Here is a 255-nt window from a genome sequence, read left to right as displayed (position 1 = left end):
TCAATGCTGCGCGCGCTGCGGAATGGGCATCGAGTGGGTCGGATTTGCCGTGGAAGCGGCGAGAGCGTCGGTCGGGGCGATCGACATCGACGACCTCGAGCCCGCTCAGGCGTAGCGCAGTGGCCAGTGTCGATCCATAACTGCCGGTACCTTCGACTCCGATTCGCTCGACCTTTCCGGCCGCGGTGATCCAGGCGATCAGGTCCACGTGGCCGGCGGCGGTGGTGGGGAATTCTCGGTCGCCGACCTCGCGTC

1 protein-coding gene is annotated in these 255 nt (G+C 66.7%); it reads right to left on the bottom strand.

The window, feature by feature from the left end:
• On the bottom strand, positions 1–255 hold a 255-nt coding region (locus tag MTX35_RS26375), incomplete at both ends, for an IS110 family transposase (protein WP_243597496.1).

Source organism: Rhodococcus sp. ARC_M12 (assembly GCF_022810385.1).
GTDB lineage: Bacteria > Actinomycetota > Actinomycetes > Mycobacteriales > Mycobacteriaceae > Rhodococcoides > Rhodococcoides navarretei.
This window is presented reverse-complemented; position numbering and strand designations above follow the sequence as displayed.